The sequence below is a fragment of the Aquimarina sp. 2-A2 genome, assembly GCF_045505135.1.
GTDB lineage: Bacteria > Bacteroidota > Bacteroidia > Flavobacteriales > Flavobacteriaceae > Aquimarina > Aquimarina intermedia.
On the sequence record NZ_JBJKFI010000008.1, the window covers coordinates 79618 to 96671 of the forward strand.

Annotated in this window: 10 protein-coding genes; 1 reads left to right on the forward strand and 9 read right to left on the reverse strand. The window is 36.7% G+C overall.

Annotation, left to right across the window (positions count from 1 at the left end; all coding sequences use genetic code 11):
* From ACJRPK_RS16465 to ACJRPK_RS16475, 3 genes are all read right to left on the reverse strand, one after another.
* Complete coding sequence (locus tag ACJRPK_RS16465; protein ID WP_407141511.1) at positions 1-1728, reverse strand: amidohydrolase family protein; 1728 nt, start codon at positions 1726-1728, stop codon at positions 1-3.
* 122 nt (positions 1729-1850) lie between these two features.
* On the reverse strand, positions 1851-3005 hold the full coding sequence (locus ACJRPK_RS16470; RefSeq protein ID WP_407141567.1) for a nitrate/nitrite transporter: 1155 nt from the start codon (positions 3003-3005) through the stop codon (positions 1851-1853).
* An 18-nt stretch (positions 3006-3023) separates the two neighbouring features.
* Positions 3024-5234 (reverse strand): bifunctional alpha,alpha-trehalose-phosphate synthase (UDP-forming)/trehalose-phosphatase, encoded by a 2211-nt coding sequence (locus tag ACJRPK_RS16475; protein WP_407141512.1) that lies wholly within the window; start codon positions 5232-5234, stop codon positions 3024-3026.
* Positions 5235-5329: 95 nt separating this feature from the next.
* Here ACJRPK_RS16475 and ACJRPK_RS16480 point away from each other — a divergent pair, with 95 nt between their 5' ends.
* Entirely contained in the window at positions 5330-7141 is a 1812-nt protein-coding gene (locus ACJRPK_RS16480) for a glycoside hydrolase family 15 protein (protein ID WP_407141513.1), read from the forward strand.
* Here ACJRPK_RS16480 and ACJRPK_RS16485 read toward each other — a convergent pair.
* The 6 genes from ACJRPK_RS16485 to ACJRPK_RS16510 form a co-directional block, all read right to left on the reverse strand.
* Positions 7122-8171 carry a mechanosensitive ion channel family protein gene (locus tag ACJRPK_RS16485; RefSeq protein WP_407141514.1) on the reverse strand — a complete coding sequence of 350 codons (1050 nt, stop codon included), beginning with the start codon at positions 8169-8171 and terminating at the stop codon, positions 7122-7124. The genes ACJRPK_RS16480 and ACJRPK_RS16485 overlap by 20 nt on opposite strands.
* A gap of 170 nt (positions 8172-8341) precedes the next feature.
* Positions 8342-10618: a starch-binding protein gene (locus ACJRPK_RS16490; RefSeq protein ID WP_407141515.1), complete on the reverse strand. Its 2277-nt coding sequence runs from the start codon at positions 10616-10618 to the stop codon at positions 8342-8344.
* Positions 10619-11102: 484 nt separating this feature from the next.
* Positions 11103-12914 carry an acyl-CoA dehydrogenase family protein gene (locus ACJRPK_RS16495; RefSeq protein ID WP_407141516.1) on the reverse strand — a complete coding sequence of 604 codons (1812 nt, stop codon included), beginning with the start codon at positions 12912-12914 and terminating at the stop codon, positions 11103-11105.
* Positions 12915-12961: 47 nt separating this feature from the next.
* Positions 12962-13294: a four helix bundle protein gene (locus ACJRPK_RS16500; protein WP_407141517.1), complete on the reverse strand. Its 333-nt coding sequence runs from the start codon at positions 13292-13294 to the stop codon at positions 12962-12964.
* Between the two features lie 73 nt (positions 13295-13367).
* Entirely contained in the window at positions 13368-14558 is a 1191-nt protein-coding gene (locus ACJRPK_RS16505) for an acetyl-CoA C-acyltransferase (protein ID WP_407141518.1), read from the reverse strand.
* Between the two features lie 78 nt (positions 14559-14636).
* Positions 14637-17042, reverse strand: coding sequence for a 3-hydroxyacyl-CoA dehydrogenase NAD-binding domain-containing protein (locus ACJRPK_RS16510; RefSeq protein WP_407141519.1), 2406 nt, complete (start codon positions 17040-17042; stop codon positions 14637-14639).
* Positions 17043-17054 lie beyond the last annotated feature (12 nt).

The window sequence follows — 17054 nt, forward strand, 5'->3', positions numbered from 1 at the left end:
TTATTGTCTTAGAAAGGTGACTTTAGATATTTTATTATTTGTTAATTCATAAATTGCAATTACATCCGAATAACGTTCATTAAATCGTACATGCTCACGATCGACAACTTTATTCCCCAGAACAATTCGGTTTTTAATTTCGCAATAGAGGTTGGGAACTTTTTCGAATAACTGACTGAAACGTTGGCGAAGTTCATCTTTACCGTTTATCGAAATTTCTTCTGGAAAATTAAAAATCTTTATGTCATCACTATAGGTTGCCATAAAAGCTTCAATATTCCTTGCATTGTAGGCGTTTACCTGTCGTTGTACTATTTGTGACGGGGTTTCTTGATATGTATTCAGAATATTCAGGGGTACGCCACTCTTGATTACTTCGGTAATCGAATTTAAGTTAGTAATGTCATCTAAAGGGTTTTTACTCAACAATACTAAATCTGCTATCTTACCGGTTGCAATAGAACCAATCTTATCCTCTAGTCCAAAGGCCTTTGCAGCGTTGTATGTTGAGGCTTTTAAAATCTCAAATGCCGAAAGGCCACTCTTCTTCATGAGTTCAGCCTCCTGAATATAAGAAGATGCATGCATGGTGCCTATGTTTCCCGCGTCAGAGCCTGTTGCTATCGCTACGTCATTATCAGATAATAGTTTAAGATTAAGTGCTTGTATGCTATCACTTTGCTCATATCGATGATAGATGTTTTTTTTATTTGGGAGCACCTTTTTTAATCGTTCAGGAGTTTGCGATGCTTCGATTTTTTGAAGATCAGAAAGCGTGTTGTATAGTTCTGGATTTGCAAACGTTAAATCCTGAGAATGATGTGGTAACTCAGAAAAGAATGTGCTTATATAGTTTTTCGACACCAATAAAGTTGGGATGTAGGTGACATTATTTGCTTTAAGAGCTTCTATAAAATCTTTAGGGATAATTTCATCTCGAATACTGTGTACTAAGATATCCGCACCCGCTTTGACAGCTAGTTTTGCGGTACTTAAATCCGTAGCATGAACAGCCAGCTTGAGCTTATTATCATGTGTTCGCTTGGCGATATGATTAACAATCTCAAAAGTGTCTTCTGCAGGATGATCCTTGTTAGCGATATACCAAATCTTAATAAAATCTGGTTTATATGACAGCATCTTATCGAATAATGCATTTGCATCGTTAATTGATGTTATTTTTTCAATTGGGATATCATCTAATTGTGAGAACGCCTTTGGTTGGTAAGGAGAAAATAAAGGCCCTGTGACAAAAACATTCGGAGCTAGTGTGTCTTTGCTAAGGCTATCCCGAATTTTGAAGTTATAGAATGGACCACCTAAATCCATTACACTGGTAATTCCAAGCCTGAGATATCTTTTAAAATGATCAGGAATTAATTTTTTAGCTCGTTCTATTTCCTTTCTATACGAATAAATATGTGTCAAATCTAGTGCATCCGGCCTGGTATACAGTCCACCAGTTTGGAAAAAATGTATATGTGTATCTATTAAACCGGGGATTGCAAAAGTATCGGTGCCATCAACCACCTTCGAAACGCCCTTTGTAGAATGGACCTTTTTTGAAATCTCGACAATTTTATCCCCTGCAATCAAAATGTTAAGAGGCTCAGAAATATCACCTGTCTTGACATCTATAATTTTAATATTTTGGATGATCGTATTTTGAGATTGTAAACCAATATGAGCAGTTATCAAAAAACTTACAAGGGTGAGTATTATTTTCATATGTATCAAGTCCTAGATGAGTTTCAAAGTTATAAATAAAATAATAGTTTATCGTAGTGATTACTACTTTTGTAGTGATCGTGAGTATGAAGTGAAATTTTGTAAGCTTTGACAGCGTTGTCTTACTTTCTCAAAAAATACAATCCGATTAACGGTCCAATACTGAGTAAAACAAATAGGAAGGTGATGGGTATCGTATCGGTTAAGGCATTTAATAGTTGGATGCTAATGATGGTTATCGCAAAACCAATACAATTAACGATGGTTAATCCTGTACCTTTTAACTCGGGAGGAGCAGCATCGGCTATCATCTTCGAAAATTGAGGAGAATCAGCGATCACAACCATTCCCCATAAACAAAGTATAATCAGAAATAAGTAAGGAGATACTTTAAAAAATAGAGGAGAGGCCAAGCAAAAGAGGGCGGAGCACATTAGCATGAAGCGGGCTACTTTTTTGCTGCCTATTTTTAGGGAAATAAAGCCTCCGACAATACAGGAGATAGATCCAATGGCAATAATAATAAAAGACCATAGCGCAATGGGAATAGATATGCCCTGAAGTTGAGAATATGTCTTTAAAATTAAGGGAACAAATCCCCAAAATGCATATAGCTCCCACATATGACCAAAATATCCAATTGCAGCTTTTCTAAAGGAAGTTATACTGAATAACTGGGTGATTACACCCAACTGAATGCGAAGTGCCGGGGATCGATACGGACCATCGGGAACAAAAAAGAAAATTAAGAATCCGCCCAATGTAGACAGAAAAGAGGTGCTTAGAAGCACTGTATTAAAAGCATTATCGCTATTGAACTCAAAAAGTAAATGGGGTAAAGCAGTACCCAAAACTAAAGCGCCGACCAAGAATCCAAGTGCCGTACCTAATCCTTCTTTATAATAATCTGAAGCAATTTTCATTCCTACCGGGTAAATACCGGCAAGAAAAAAGCCTGTAGCAAAACGGGCAGTGAGTAAATTAAAAATGCTTACCTCAGGAAGTAACAACGGGAGATTGGATAAGGCTCCAAGTAAAGCACACGCAAAGAAGACTTTAGAAGGTGAAAATCTATCTGCCAACGTAAGCAGTGCAAAACTTAAGGTTCCAATAATAAAGCCAAGTTGTACCGAAGAAAGTACATAACCCTCAATATTGAAACCTACCGTGAATTTGTTGGTGAGTTCATCAATCACCGCATTCCCTGCAAACCACAAAGAAGTGCAAAAAAATTGCGCAATGATAATGATGGGAAGTATGTGAAATTTTGATTTCAGGCGATTCTTTTTAGTGAACTACAAGTATACGAATTCTTTTAAGAGCGCATGTACCTGCTCGGTATCATCCACATAGTATTGAGCAACCGTTTTTTTTAAGCCGACTTTGACCGTATGAGCAGTTTCGGGTAATTCTTTAAACATGTATTCATCGGTCCAGTCGTCACCAATCGCAAATATGAAATCATAGGGGTCATCTATTAACATTTTTGACGCAGATTTCCCTTTATTCACTCCACTTACTTTAATTTCAAGAACTTTATCCCCTTCTAAGATTTCAAGATTATGATTTGCAATCAATTGTTGAATTGTAATTTTGAGTTCATTAGATCTATTCTTACCCAATTCGGGATCTACATTTCTAAAATGCCAGGCCAGCGAATAATTTTTTCTCTCGATTAACGAGCCGGGTGTGCGATCAGTGAAGGATTCTAAAATAGGAGCAATAGCATCAAACCATTTGTTATCTACACGCTCCAGAAGTTCCCAATCCTTTTTAGGCTGCTTTAACCAGACACCGTGTTCGGTAATCAAGGTATAGTCTTTATGACCAAACCATTCATTAAAAGTCATTTTATCTCGTCCTGTTATAATGACAAGTTTTGTGTTTTCTTGCTTATTCAGGGTGTCCAGTAAATCAAATATTTTTGATGTTGGTTTTGCATTTTCCGGAAGTTTTTCAAAGGGTGTGAGTGTTCCATCATAGTCCACAAAAAGAATTCTTTTTTTGGCTTTCTTAAACTGTTCTACCAAATTAGTTCTCGACTGATTCTCTAGTCGTTGCAAGGTGTATCGCTTGCCATGATGGGTGGAGCTTTTCAAGGCCTCCATAAAATCAGTAGCCCATTTATCTACATTGTAACGTTTTAATCGTTTCTGTAAAGCTGAATTTCGTTTAATTTGTTCCTTTTCGGGCATTTCCAAAGCTAACTTTAGGGTGTCGGCAATTTCTTCAAAGTTATTAGGGTTGATAAGTAATGCTTCACTCATTTCATTAGCTGCCCCGGTCATTTCGCTTAAAATCAACACTCCTTTTTTGTCAACTTTAGAAGCGATATATTCTTTCGCAACCAAATTCATCCCGTCTCTAATAGGTGTCAATAAAGCAACTTCACTTGATGTATAGAGATCAATTAGATTCTCAAAAGGGAGGGAACGATAAAAATACCAGATAGGTGTCCAACTAATTTCAGCAAATTTTCCATTGATTCTTCCAACCAACTGATCGATTTCTTTTTTTAATCGTTGATATTGGGGCACTTTTGCTCGGGAAGGAACTGCAAGCATCACCAATCGAACTTTACCTTTAAACTCAGGATATTTCTCCAGAAAATACTCAAAAGCTCTTAGGCGTTTATCAATTCCTTTGGTATAATCCAAACGATCAATGGATAAAATCAGTTTGGCTTGATCATTATCAAGCTGATGTTTGTCTAAGCCTTGTTGAATTATACTTTTATCTCTTTTTTCTTTTGCATTGTGAAGTTTTGCACTTTCATGAAAATTATCATAATCTATACCCATTGGAAAAGAATCGACTTTTACACTGCGATTGTCTAGGGTGATGGTATTAAAACTACTGTCGTATCCTAGTATGCGTTGTACAGAACTTAAAAAATGACGTTCGTAATCATAGGTGTGAAAACCTAACAAATCAGCACCCAGCATACCTTTTAGCAATGCCTCTCTACAAGGGATAGTTCTAAAAACTTCGTAGGACGGAAACGGAATATGCAGAAAAAAACCGATGGAAACATCGGATCTCTTTTTTCGTATAAGACTGGGGACCAATAATAATTGGTAGTCATGTATCCAAATCCTATCTCCGCTTTCAACGGTATTTAAAATGACATCGGCAAATTTTTGGTTAACGGATTGGTAAGTCTCCCAGGTATGTTTTTCAAATTCAGTATACTCTAAGAAATAATGAAATAGAGGCCATAGCGTGGTATTGCTAAAACCATAATAATACTCATCTATCTCTTTTTTTGTTAAAGAAACACCTAAACATTTATGGTCTCTTAATGTACTGTCTATATTTGCTTTTATGGTATCGTCAATTTCTTCTTCGTTTACACCATTCCACCCAATCCATATACTATCATTAGCTGCATGAACCGGCTTCATTCCTGTGGCTAATCCACCAACACTTGGAGTGCTGGTGACTATTTTTTTATCAATATGTAATTGCAGCGGTAGTCTGTTTGATATAATGATAGTTTTACTCATAAAATGTGGTTAAAGGAGGTCAATTGTTTTTTTTATTTTATAAATTTCGTGAATCGAGACTTAATAAAAGACTATTTAAAAGAATTTTAGTATTTATGAATAATTTGGACTACGGAATTATTGGAAACTGTAAGAGTGCAGCACTCATTTCAAAATATGGTTCTTTAGATTGGTGTTGCTTGCCCAATTTTGATTCTTATTCAGTTTTTGCCAAAATATTGGATGAGAAAATAGGAGGGAGCTTTAGTATAGAAGTGGGAGCTGATTATACTATTTCTCAAAAGTATATTCATAAAACAAATATTCTGGTTACCGAGTTTAGTAATGGCACCGATGTCTTCGAATGTATTGATTTTATGCCAAGATACAAGAATGAAGATGGTTCCTTTTATGCTCCGCCAGATATCATACGATATATTAAACTTATCTCGGGAACTCCCAAATTTACTCCAAATTACCATCCTAAATTAGAATATGCGTTGGGTGTTACAGAGTTTGAGGTAGAAGAAGGGTATATTAAGAGTATTAATAATGAAGATAAGTATGATACCCTGTATCTTTATTCAAACTTTAATCTTCAGAAGGTTCATGATTCTCAGGAAATTGAATTGAGAGAGAATGGCTATTTTGTAATTAGTTATCACGAGAAAATTTTAACGCAATCCTTAGAGCGTTGTTACCTTAAATTACAACGTACACGTGTATATTGGCTCAACTGGAGTGAAAATACAACAGAATATAAATATTACAATGATCAAATTTTACGAAGTGCTCTAGTACTTAAATTATTAAGTTATGATAAATCCGGAGCGGTGTTGGCAGCAGCAACTACCTCGTTACCTGAAACTATCGGGGAGGTGCGTAACTGGGATTATCGTTTTTGTTGGATTCGGGATGCTTCTATGGTGATAAAAGTGGTCTCAAATTTAGGACACAAGCGGTTAGCACAGCGTTTTCTTCAGTTTATTATTGATATCATACCTGATAAGGATGAAAAGATACAAATCATGTATGGGATCAATGGAGAAAAAGATCTTACCGAAAAGACATTGGATCATTTAAGTGGTTATCAGAATTCGAAACCTGTTCGCATTGGTAATGCTGCGTATCATCAAAAGCAAAATGATATCTATGGTATTTTGATGGATGTTATTTATCAGCAATTTGCCGAGTTTGAATGTGATTTAGATAACAGTGAGGGCTTGTGGACAATTTGTAAAAGTATCGTGCATATAGTTAACGTCAATTGGGAAAAAGCAGATAAAGGCATATGGGAATTTAGGACCGAAGAGCGGCATTTTACTTTCTCTAAATTATTATGCTGGGTAGCGATAGATCGTGCTATAAAAATTGGTGAGTTAATCAATAAACCAAAAACAATTCCACGTTGGACAGCACTAAGAGATCGTATTTATAAGGATATTTATGAAAACGCATGGAATGAGGATATACAAGCCTATACACAATCATATGGTACAAGCGACTTGGATGCTTCAACGTTGTTAATGGAATCTTATGGGTTCATAGCTGCAAACGATCATCGCTTTATAAGTACCGTCAAAGCTACAGAACGTGAATTATGCAATAATGGGCTCATGTATCGTTATAAGAATAAGGATGATTTTGGACTACCTTCTTCTTCTTTTACAATTTGTAGTTTTTGGTTCATCAATAGTTTGTATAAAATTGGAGAAAAAGAAAAATCAAAACAATTGTTTGATCAATTGTTATCGTATAGCAATCATCTAGGCTTGTTCAGTGAGGATATAGATTTTGACAGTAAACGTCTGTTGGGCAACTTTCCTCAAGCGTATTCACACCTGGCACTCATAGAAACCGCCGCTAACTTTTCTGGAGGTCTAACCAAGGAGGAGGAAGTAATGGATATTATACATCACGATCAGTAGTACCGTGTGACTTATCTAAATAAATGCGTGTATGAGGGATGCTTTCTTTGTGATGTTGTTGAATAAATATAAGTAACTTTTCTCGAACGAGTACCCGTAGATCCCATGCGTCAGATGAGTTTCTGGCGCTCATAAGTGCTCTTATTTCAATAGCTTCTTTAGTTGCGTTCGTCACTTGAATATTTTGAACATTATTATCCCACAAAGGGGTGTTATCCAAAATATTTTTTAGTTCGGTACGTAAGGCTTCAATTTGAATCTGATAATCGGTGTAGATATATACAGTACCTAAAAGATCCGAAGAGCTTCGCGTCCAATTTTGAAAGGGTTTTTCAATAAAATAGGTTGTCGGTACAACCAGTCTTCTTTTGTCCCATATCTTTATAACGACATAGGTTAAAGTTATTTCTTCAATAGTACCCCATTCTCCCTCTACAATGACTACATCATCCATTCGTATTGGTTGTGTAAAAGCAATTTGAATTCCTGCCAATAAAGTTCCTAATGCCTTTTGTGCCGAAAAGCCTATGATGATTCCTGCTACTCCGGCCGAAGTAAGCATACTTACACCTACACTGCGTATACTATCAAAGCTCATAAGTGCAACACCAATAGCAAAGAGGATGATAATAAAAATAACAATGCGTTCTAATATATTAAATTGGGTATAAATTTTACGAGCATGTAGGTTATCAGATACGCTAAGGTCATAATGTCGTATTACGCGATGCTTGATAATTTTGATCATTACGATCAATCCCCAAGTGATGGATATAATATAAAGGACTGTGCTTATTGATTTGATATATTCAAAATAGTTTTCGGGAATATATTGACTTACCAGACCCAATCGTACCCCGGTGGCTAACAAGAATAGAAATAAAGGAATCTTGATACGTTTGGCAAAACGAACCGGTAAAATAGAATTAGAGTTCTTACCGATTTTTTGTAATAAAAACTGCAGTAGGAAAAAAGTAACAAGTAAAACTAGTATCCCGATTGCAATTTGTTTAGCGAACTGTAAATCCATGAGGTAGCCTATTTTAAGCAAAAATACAGGTGTTATTTATAAATTGTGAGGAATTAGTTTTAAAACTATGCTAATATTCAATGCTATTTTTTTTACTGTAACGAAATGCTATTAAATAAAAAACCGTTTTCAGATCGAAAACGGTTTTAAATATAGATGAAATATATAGTCTATTTTTTGATAAGTTTAATATTCTTAATCATTTTTCCGTCCAACAAAACAGTGCAGAAATATAGACCGCTTTTTAAGAATTTTTCGGTGTTGATTGGCAAAGCATGATATCCTGATTTAATTCTTTGATTGATTGATGTTACAAGATGCCCATTCATGTCAGATATGATAACGTCCAATACTCCACTATGGTTGACAGATAAAGTTAATTGAGATGTAGCGTTAATTGGATTAGGAGCGATTGTTGTAAAATTATCTCCCAATCTTACTTTGCCAACAGTTTCTGCTCGCATCATTGACCGATTTTGTATAGGACAATCGGTAGTACAATTTGCAGTCCATTGCCCTGTTCGTTTACCATTGACAACACGAGTAGTGATAAACCATCCACTCGTAGAACGAGAAAGATCAACCGTCTGATCTCCATTGCCGTTGTTGAATAGTACTCGGATGTTAGAAGCCGAAACTCCGGCAGGTATAGTATAATTAAATTGACTCCACTGAGTTCCGCTAATTGGATTCATTGCTTGACCTGGCCAATTTGGGGTTCCTGGTAGTTTAGTGTTTGTAGAGGCATCGAACAAATAGATATTACTTGTTGTACCCCATCCATTCGGTCGGTTAAAGCGATAAGTGATCTCATTCTCAATAATCGCTGTGCTTGGGCAGTTCGACGGGCAAGAAGTGCTCCATGAATTATTAGCATACCATCCATTTGTAGCTCTTACTAAATCTAAGGTCTGATTATTCCCGTCATTAAAAATTAATCGAATGTCTGATGCTTTTACATTTGCATCGGGAGTTATTGTATATTCATACCAGGGTGTTCCCGAAATGGTGTTCATGGATTGCCCGGGCCAGTTAGCGGTACCTGATAATTTGGAATTTGTAGAGGCATTAAAAAGGTATACATTGATTGCAGTATTCCATGCAGCTGGTTTTTTAAAATTTACTTTAAATGGAGGAACCGCTGTAGTAGGAGTGCTGGCACCTTTGCTCCAGACAGCATAGCCATTACCAGAGGTTCGAAGCGTCCAGCCACTTCCATTAGGAGACCAAGAACCGTTACCAAGTTTCATAGCCAAGGTTCCACTTTTACCATCAATATAAGCTGCATATAGATCATTACGCGCTTCCGCAATGTTGATAGAGGAACCAGCATGAATCCGAACACTCTTGCGAACAGCAATTAAATCTTTTATTGCATTTTGAACTCCAGCACCCGTATCAAAAAAATGTGTCCAAAATATCATTGGATTCCCCGGATGGGAGAGTATATAAGCATACCCTTTTCTCAAATTAGTCTCTCCTCCAGGAAAAACATATCCCGGACCACAGCATTGTTGTGCAGCGCCTGTATCATGATTTTCCAGAAATGTAACCGATTTTGAAGGGTTGACACCAATCATTCCAGAAGGTTTTCCATTCCCATCTCTTAAATAAGATAGATTGTTATCTCTTAAAGCGTTCTGTAAAGTTACCTTGGTGTTAAAGTCAAAAGCTGACGAGGATTGCTGAGTATAATTCACCCAATTATTAGTTTGTACACGACTACTTTCTAATAGCTCTCCAACAGCGAAGTATGGATTTGTAGCATCATTGTATTGTTTATTATAGATCGGATCATAGCCATGAACAAAATCATATCTCCATCCATCAAAACCAATGTCATTTTTCAAGAATTTCATCCAATTGATAATTTCACCGCGTACCTCAGGGTTTTTATGATCCAAATCTCTTGCAGCTGCGTAGGTACCGTTGGATCCATCCGATTTGAGTGAAGTACCGGGAAAGTAATCTGTGTTGCCACTAAAATTTACCGGATAACTAACAAAGTTTCTACCCTCGTCATCTGCGGTAATATAATACGTGGGCCATGCAGGGTTTACAAATGTCACAGCGTCAGGAGATCCTACTCTGTGATTAATGACAATGTCGCTCAATACCTTAATGCCCAGTGTGTGATATTGGTCAATCAGGTTAACCAATTGATTTTTTGTACCGTAAGCACTGTTTAGATTATATAATTCTCTTGGAAGGTATCCTTGAGGAGAAGCAGCGTCACTAGGAGGTGGCATCCATATAACATCGATCCCGGCGTTTTTAATAGTATTTCTATTTTGAGAAACAATATCGTACCATGTTTGTCCAGCTGGTTGATTTTGAACGTTCCAATCAAAGGCTTGAAATAATACATCTTCATCTTGCGCGTTTCCCGAAGATATAGAAAATAATGTCATGAAAATCATAACATAAAAGGTCAAATTACATTTCATTTTAAGAGTATTTAAGTTACTTAATGAAGACTATTTAAAAATTTTAGAGGAACATGCTAATCTCAACGAAAAAAAATGGTTGTTTTTCGCTCTGAGGATACTTGTTATTAAATTGTATTTATTTCCATTGTAAAATTGATAATATCTCCGTTTTTTTACTAAGTTATTATGAAGTATGTAATAAAGCAAAAATGAGAAAGTGCTATAACGTTTGCGTGTTAATAACTAACCAAGTTTTTTTATAAAGTACTGTTTTTCCGTAAGTAAGATGTGTGATTTTAGAAAAATATGAGGTCTTTAAGTGTAGAGTTTCCCAATTATAGAAAAGATAAGATTCATAGTTCTTATAGGGCACTAAAATTTTTAGTAATTATTCTGAAAAACAAATGTAAAAGAAAACACCTTCCATTTTAATTAAATGAAAGGTGTTTCAATATTAGAGATTATTTAAATTTTAAAAAATATCTAAGATTATTACTTTAAATTAAGCAATGAAATATCCATTTTCTGCAGCTATCTTATCTGCTATTTTCGTACGCAACGCTACAACATTAGGTTGATTAGCATACTTGGTAAAGCGTTTAAGTCCCATAAGCATCATACGTTGTTCATCACCTTCAGCAAAAGAGACAATAGCTTCCTTACCTTGTTTGATAACGATGTCTACTGCGTTGTACAGATACAATTGAGACATCGCGATTTGAGTTTCTTGTGACTCTTCTCCAAAACGCTTTGCGTTTTTCTCTGTACGTAGAATAGTAGATTCTGCCATATAGATTTCGATAAGAATATCAGAAGCAGCTAACAATAATTGTTGGTGCTTATCTAACTCTGGACCGAATTTCTGTACTGCAGCTCCAGCTACCATAAGAAATACCTTCTTTAGCTTCCCTAAAATTTCTTTTTCTTCAGCGAATAATTCTGAATAATCAGGCGTATCAAATGAAGGTATTCCGGTAAGCTCATCAGCAACTTTCATCGCAGGCCCTAAAAGATCTACATGACCTTTCATCGCTTTTTTGACTAACATACCTACAGCGAGCATTCTGTTAATTTCATTCGTTCCTTCATAGATTCGAGAGATACGTGCATCTCTCCACGCAGATTCCATTGGAGTATCTGCAGAGAATCCCATTCCTCCAAAAATCTGAATACCTTCATCAGTTGTATTCTGAACATCTTCAGAAACAGCTACTTTAAGGATAGAACATTCAATTGCATATTCTTCAACACCTTTAAGTTCCGCTTCCTGATGTGAATTCCCTTCCGCTTGACGTAATGCAATTCGATCTTCAATATTTTTAGCAGCACGGTAGCTAGCAGATTCATCTGCGTATGTATTGGTTGCCATTTCTGCTAATTTGGCTTTAATTGCACCAAAATTTACGATGGGCGTTTTAAACTGAATACGTTCGTTAGCATACTTTGTAGCTTCTCCGATCACACGACGTTGTGCATCCAGACACGCTGCAGCTAATTTAATACGACCCACATTCAACGCATTCATAGCAATTTTGAATCCATTACCACGCTCAGATAACATATTTTCTACCGGTACTTTGGTATCACTAAAGAATACCTGACGGGTAGAAGAGGAGTGAATACCTAACTTCTTCTCTTCGTCTCCCATGGAAATACCATTTGATGCATCATTTTCAACAATGAATCCGGTAATGTTTTTATCGTCTCCAATTCTGGCAAATACGATGAACACGTTACAAAATCCTGCATTCGAAATCCACATCTTTTGACCTGAAATCAAATAATGTTTACCGTCATCAGATAAAACTGCTTTTGTTTTTCCTGAGTTTGCATCAGATCCAGCTCCTGGCTCTGTAAGGCAATAGGCACCAAACCACTCACCAGTAGCTAATTTTGGAACGTATTTTTTCTTTTGCTCCTCATTACCGTATAAGGTGATAGGCATTGTACCGATACCCGTATGTGCACCAAATGCTGTACTAAACGAACCTGTAGCGCCAGAAATATAATCACAAACTAACATTGTAGATACGAATCCCATACCTAAACCATCATAAGCCTCTGGTACAGCTACACCTAGTAAACCAAGTTCACCTGCTTTGCGCATACATTCTTCTGTAAAGGCGTAATCTTTTTGCTCAAAGCGCTCCCAATTAGCCCATAATTCACGATCAACGAATTCTTTAGCACTATCGCGCATCATTTTTTGTTCTTCAGAGAAATCTTCCATTGTGAAAATATCTTCTGCTTTTGTTTCTTTTACAAGGAATTGTCCTCCTCTAAGTAGATCTTTATTTATAGCTTCTGTACTCATTGTTTTTAGATTTTATTTGTTAAGAAAAAGAAGAGAGAAAAAAGACTTTAAGAATTCAAACTATTTTGGAAACCCATAGTCATTTTCTGCCATTCTTCAATTTTATATTCAAGTTTTTGTAAAGTGTCAATATCAATATATCCCCTATGATTTGCTATCAAAAGTTGTGTCCCTAATTCGAAAGAAGAACTCAAAGAATAATCAATGAAATTATTAAATGATTTATTCGATCTTCCTGAACCTTCAACTAGGTTACTAGGTAAAGAAACAGAGCATCTACTAATTTGTGAGCTTAGATCATATCTTTCATGTTTAGGAAAAGACAGTAAAATATCAGATATATCATTAGCGATTTCTAATCCTAACTTCCATATTTTCAAATTTTTATAATTATGTCTTTTCTTCAAAATTAATTTTCTCTGTTCTTTGCTCTCTGCTCTCTGTTCTCTATTCTTACTTTAGGAACTCATAGATTCCTGCAGCACCTTGTCCGGTTCCTACACACATGGTTACCATTCCGTATTTTCCTGTCATATCACGCTTACGCATCTCATCGAATAATTGAACAGATAATTTAGCACCCGTACATCCTAGTGGATGACCTAAAGCAATAGCACCACCATTAACATTTACGATATCCTGATTAAGATCAAGTTCTCTCATCACGGCAAGTGATTGCGAAGCAAAAGCCTCATTCAATTCGATTAACTCAACATCTTGTTGTTTTAATCCTGCTTGTTTTAAAGCTTTTGGAATCGCTTTTACAGGTCCGATCCCCATAATTCTCGGTTCAACACCCGCTGCAGCGTAGTTAACAAGTCGGGCGATTGGTTCCAGATTTAGCTCCTTCACCATTTCTTCGCTCATCACCAACACAAATGCTGCGCCATCACTCATTTGAGAAGAGTTACCGGCAGTTACACTTCCGCCAGCTTCAAAAACCGGACGTAACTTACCTAACACTTCCTTGGAAGTTCCTGCACGGGGACCTTCATCCTTATTCACCGTGTAATTTTTGGTTACCTTTTTACTGTTTTCATCAACATAAGTATGCTCAACATTAATAGGAACAATCTGGTCGTCAAATTTACCTTCTGCTTGCGCTTTTAGGGCTTTCATATGAGAATGGTATGCAAATTCATCCTGATCCTCACGAGAAACATTGAATTGATGGGCTACTGCTTCTGCGGTAAGTCCCATTCCCCAATAGTAATCTTCGTGACCATTGGCAGCTAGTTTATAATCCGGAGTAGGTTTATAACCACCCATCGGAATGTAAGACATGCTTTCTGCACCTCCTGCAATAATACAATCTGCCATACCTGACTGGATTTTAGCCGTCGCCATACCAATCGTTTCGATTCCTGAAGCACAGTATCTATTCACAGTTACTCCAGGGACATCCTCTATCTTTAATCCCATAAGAGATATTAAACGAGCAACGTTAAGCCCTTGCTCTGCCTCGGGCATGGCATTACCAACAATAACATCATCGATTCGGGTCTTATCAAAATTAGGCAGTTCACTCATCATATGTTCGATGGTTTCTGCGGCCAATTCATCGGGTCTTTTAAATCTGAACACTCCGCGAGGTGCCTTACCTACGGCAGTTCGATATGCTTTTACTATATATGCTGTTTTCATTTTTTTTTATGTTATAAAATTGATTCAAGAATCAAGGGACAGGAACCAAGACGTAAATTAGTCTAAACTGTCAATTTTCTAATTTCTAAGTGGTTTTCCTTTTTTAAGCATATGTTCTATACGCTCCAGCGTTTTACGTTCGGTTGTAAGCGACAAGAATGCTTCTCTTTCTAGATCTAGTAGATATTGCTCAGACACGTAAGAAGCTTCCGATAAATCTCCACCAGCCATTACATAAGCTAGTTTGTTGGCGATCTTTCTATCATGTTCAGAAATGTATTTACCAGCCTCCATAGAATCTGTTCCAACAAGGAACATACCCAAGGCTTGTTTACCCAATACCTTCACATCTTTACGAAGAACAGGTTGCGTGTAGCCTTGCTCGGCCATTAATTTGGCATGTGCCTTTGCTGTAGCGATCTGTCGATCTTTGTTTACTACTACAATATCTTTTCCATGTTGAAGGATATTAGTATCATATGCCTCGTAAGCAGATGTAGATACTTTTGCCATTCCAATGGTTAAGAAATGTTCTTGTAATACGTTCAGCTCTACATCATTTTTTTGGAATAAGTCCGACGCTCTAAGTGCCATCTCTTTGGAACCACCACCACCGGGGATCACTCCAACACCAAATTCTACAAGTCCGATATAACTTTCTGCAGCAGCCACTACTTTATCAGCGTGTAGCGTCATCTCACAACCACCACCCAGTGTCATACCATGCGGCGCAACAACCGTTGGAATAGAGGAGTAGCGCAATCGCATACATGAGTCCTGAAAATACTTAATAGCCATATTCAACTCATCATATTCCTGCTCTACAGCCATCATGAAAATCATACCGATATTAGCTCCTACAGAGAAGTTAGGTCCTTGATTTCCTACAACCAGTCCTTGAAAATCTTTTTCTGCTATATCAATAGCCTTGTTTAGTCCGGCAAGTACATCACCGCCAATACTATTCATTTTACTTTGAAACTCTACATTAAGGATACCGTCACCAAGATCTTCGACCACAACACCACTATTTTTAAAGACTTCGGAAGATTTTCTAATATTATCTAAAATGATAAAAGCATCTTGACCAGGCTTTTTAACCAATTCCTTTTTAGGAATATCATAAAAGTAGGTAGCTCCATTTTTAACTGAATAAAACGAAGTGTTTCCTGAAGCAATCATTTCATTTACCCATGCTGCAGGTTCCTCACCTTCAGCTTTCATCATTTCAATTCCTTTTTCAAGTCCGATAGCATCCCATATTTGGAAGGGACCATGCTCCCAACCAAAACCGGCTTTCATTGCATCATCGATTTTGTAAAGCTCATCGGTAATTTCAGGAATACGATTCGAAACATAGGCGAAAAGCGCGGAGAAATTTTTACGATAAAACTCACCTGCTTTATCTTTTCCTTTTACCAATACTTTAAAACGATCAGCTACCTTATCAATAGTCTTAGTCATTTCTAAGGTTGGAAAAGAAGCTCTTTTATTTGCTCTGTAATCTAATGTGTTAAGATCTAAAGAAAGAATTTGTTTAGCTCCGTCTTTAGCAACTTCTTTTTTGTAGAATCCTTGTCCGGTCTTACTTCCTAACCATTTTTTCTCCATCATTGTGTCGATGAAGCCTGGAAGTTTGAAGAGGTCATGTTTTTCGTCATTCGGACAGTTTTCTGCAATTCCGTTTGCTACATGAACCAAGGTGTCTAACCCAACAACATCAACCGTACGGAAAGTTGCCGATTTAGGACGACCAATTACCGGTCCGGTAAGTTTATCCACTTCTTCGATGGTCAGATCCATGTCTTTGACCATGTGAAATAAACTCATAATGCTAAAAATACCAACACGGTTACCGATAAACGCCGGAGTATCTTTAGCTACCACCGATGTTTTACCTAAATATTGCTCTCCATAACTGTTTAAGAAATCAAGTACTTCTGGAGCAGTGTTAGGTCCCGGAATAATTTCAAATAACTTTAAATAACGAGGAGGGTTGAAAAAGTGTGTCCCACAGAAATGCTTTTGAAAATCTTCACTACGACCTTCATTCATGAACTTGATCGGAATACCAGAAGTATTCGAAGTAATCAAAGTACCCGGAGTTCTATGTTTTTCAAGGTTTTCAAAAACCATTTTCTTAATATCAAGGCGTTCTACAACGACCTCGATGATCCAATCCACCTCACTTACTTTTGCGATATCATCTTCTAAGTTACCGGTAGTAATTCTATTGGCAAATTTTTGATGATAAATAGGAGAAGGTTTTGATTTTAATGAAGCGGTAAGCGCATCATTTACCAATCGGTTACGAACAACCTTATCTTCTAAGGTTAGTCCTTTTGCTTTTTCTTTATCATTAAGCTCTCTTGGCACAATGTCTAATAGTAATACTTCGACACCAATGTTTGCGAAATGACATGCAATACCGGATCCCATAATTCCTGATCCAACAACTGCAACTTTTTTTATACGTCTCTTCATTGTAAACTTCTG

Bases quoted from the DNA above. Each gene is read 5' to 3' on its own strand.
- ACJRPK_RS16465 (WP_407141511.1), bottom strand. From the start codon at position 1,728: ATGAAAATAATACTCACCCTTGTAAGTTTTTTGATAACTGCTCATATT.
- ACJRPK_RS16475 (WP_407141512.1), bottom strand. From the start codon at position 5,234: ATGAGTAAAACTATCATTATATCAAACAGACTACCGCTGCAATTACAT.
- ACJRPK_RS16480 (WP_407141513.1), top strand. From the start codon at position 5,330: ATGAATAATTTGGACTACGGAATTATTGGAAACTGTAAGAGTGCAGCA.
- ACJRPK_RS16485 (WP_407141514.1), bottom strand. From the start codon at position 8,171: ATGGATTTACAGTTCGCTAAACAAATTGCAATCGGGATACTAGTTTTA.
- ACJRPK_RS16490 (WP_407141515.1), bottom strand. From the start codon at position 10,618: ATGAAATGTAATTTGACCTTTTATGTTATGATTTTCATGACATTATTT.
- ACJRPK_RS16495 (WP_407141516.1), bottom strand. From the start codon at position 12,914: ATGAGTACAGAAGCTATAAATAAAGATCTACTTAGAGGAGGACAATTC.
- ACJRPK_RS16505 (WP_407141518.1), bottom strand. From the start codon at position 14,558: ATGAAAACAGCATATATAGTAAAAGCATATCGAACTGCCGTAGGTAAG.
- ACJRPK_RS16510 (WP_407141519.1), bottom strand. From the start codon at position 17,042: ATGAAGAGACGTATAAAAAAAGTTGCAGTTGTTGGATCAGGAATTATG.